The organism is Psychrobacter sp. ASPA161_6 (assembly GCF_051970285.1).
In the GTDB taxonomy this organism is placed as follows: domain Bacteria; phylum Pseudomonadota; class Gammaproteobacteria; order Pseudomonadales; family Moraxellaceae; genus Psychrobacter; species Psychrobacter glaciei.
In genome coordinates, this window is record NZ_JBEFNJ010000011.1 from 1 (window position 1) to 2,226 (window position 2,226).

4 protein-coding genes are annotated in these 2,226 nt (G+C 40.5%); all 4 read left to right on the forward strand.

Annotated features, from left to right (window positions below; genetic code table 11):
• Positions 1–994, forward strand: a 994-nt coding sequence (locus ACTQ9T_RS14515; protein WP_440465483.1) for a protein rep, incomplete at its 5' end; no start/stop codon positions are given.
• A gap of 381 nt (positions 995–1,375) precedes the next feature.
• Positions 1,376–1,669, forward strand: coding sequence for a hypothetical protein (locus ACTQ9T_RS14520; RefSeq protein ID WP_440465484.1), 294 nt, complete (start codon positions 1,376–1,378; stop codon positions 1,667–1,669).
• Positions 1,656–1,853: a hypothetical protein gene (locus ACTQ9T_RS14525; protein ID WP_440465485.1), complete on the forward strand. Its 198-nt coding sequence runs from the start codon at positions 1,656–1,658 to the stop codon at positions 1,851–1,853. Before ACTQ9T_RS14520 ends, ACTQ9T_RS14525 begins: the two co-directional genes overlap by 14 nt.
• Positions 1,854–1,924: 71 nt before the next feature.
• Positions 1,925–2,226, forward strand: a 302-nt coding sequence (locus ACTQ9T_RS14530) for a hypothetical protein (protein ID WP_440465486.1), incomplete at its 3' end; no start/stop codon positions are given.

Consider the following 2,226-nt stretch of genomic DNA (forward strand, 5'->3'; position numbering starts at 1 on the left):
CGTTCATCAGGTTCGTAATTGTTTAAGGGCACGAATTAGCAAGCAAAAGGGTGTAACCCTTTTTTATAACGTAGAAAGGGAACAGGCCAACTTTGGCAACCTTCAACGGTGCTATTCGGTTTGGAATTGTCCCATTTGCAGCATGACTATTACCGAAGGTAGACGTACAGAGTTAAAGCAAGGTTTGGATAGCTGGACACAAGCAGGTGGCCACGCCTACTTAGTCACCTTCACTAATTCCCATCACAAGGGCGATGATTTGGATCAGCTCCTTTCAGGTCAAAAAAAGGCCTTCGTTAAGTTTTGGGAAAAAAGAGCCGTCAAAAAATATTTTAAAGACTTAGGCTATAAGGGTCGTATAGTTGCAACCGAAGTTACGTATGGGGAAGGCAATGGCTGGCATCCTCACTATCATATGATTTTCTTTTTTGACCGCAGTATCGACATCAAGAGTATGCAGCTTTCTTTATCTCTCCAATGGATAGATTGTTGTACCAAAGCAGGTTTAAAAGCTCCTGACCTTATACATGGGGTTGATGTTCGTAATGGTACTTATGCTGCCAAATATGTCACCAAATGGGGTTTAGAAAACGAACTCACCAAAGGACACCTAAAAACGGGATTAAATGGCTCTCTTACTCCTTTTGACCTTCTTAGGGGTGCAGCTACCAATAACCACTACAAAACGCTATTTAAGCAGTTTGCTGACGTATTTAAGGGTAAACAGCAGTTAGTCTGGTCTAAGGGTTTAAAAGAGTTATTAGGCATCAAAAAAGTTACAGATGAAGAACTGGTTGATGATACTGATGAAACCAGTATTGAGGTTAGAGAGTTACCATTAAAGATTTGGGATTTAATTCTTAAATATGAAAAACGTGCTTATGTTCTTGAGTTAGTCGAAAAAGATTATAAAAATAATACTACCTCACTGAATGATTTTGTTATGGGATTGGCACAGCTTTATGCAGGTGAGCTTATTAAAAATATGTCTTAGTTGGGTATACCTCGGTATACCTAAGTAATCTCTAGGTATACCGTTTTTCTGTTTTTCTGTTTTCTGTTTTTCTGTTTTTCTGTTGCATTGTTGCATTGTTGCGTTGTTGCAAAGGCACGCTTAGACGTTTCTCCCTTCGGGTAGAAACTACGTGTAAATTCTTAATGGCTCATGCCGAAGTGCTCGCAACCTATTAGCAGAAGTTCCCTCGCCCTTCAGTTAACAGCTTTTTTCTACACAGCAGTCATAGTTCTTGAAGTTTAGCCTGTAGCGGTTGCTTGGTTTTTTTCAAGCAACTAGCGTTAAGGCACTACCACAGATTCTCAATACTCTAGTACTATATATATTTTACTGGTTACCAATAAACAAATAGGTTACTATATGCAAAAGCAACGAAATAGAGTTAATTTAACGCTTGACGATGAAATCTTTAATTTACTGACAGAATTATCCTCGTTATCGGACAAGCCAAAAGCAACGCTCATCAATGAGTTGTTAAACGATGTTAAACCGCATCTCCAGTATTCAATTGAATTACTCACTTTGCTCGAAAATGAAAAATTAACAATGTCACAAGCCAAGACGTTTTTTAACCGCAATCTAGCAGATGTCAGCGAACAAACCGCTGATTTACTCCGTAAAGTTAACCAAGAGGAAGAAGATGACGACAGTTAATATAACCATGCAGCCCGAAGCTCTGCACCTTGTGCAGTTTGCATTGGGTCGTTTAGCGGAAGACCTAGAGGAACACGAAGGGACTATCGTTGACGATGAAACTGACGCATCTATGAGAGAAAACATTCAAGGTTTGTATCTACACATAGGCTCTATTTTGACTGGCATTGCGCCTTTTCAATAGACAATAAAAAGCCCTGCTAAGGACTGGCATCCTACAGGGCTTTATCATTTGCATGATAGGACTAATTATACATGAATATTACCCCCCTTACACCTCCAATAGACCTCCTCACACCATCTTTTCAAGTTGATGCGCGTGTGGTGTACGTGCTCCCCCGACCGCGACGCACACACGCGCAAAATACACCGCTCCTTGGTATACATGGGAAATTGCAGGCCACGCCCGAACCGCAAGGGATACAGCCGAATGACGAAAATTCTTTAATATCCCAAAATATTGATTATGTGACACGCAGAGTCGCTAGATTTGCCTTGCAAGAGGTGTCTAGGTCGATACTTAGAGACATGGTAGAGAGAAAAGGCAAAATGACTTA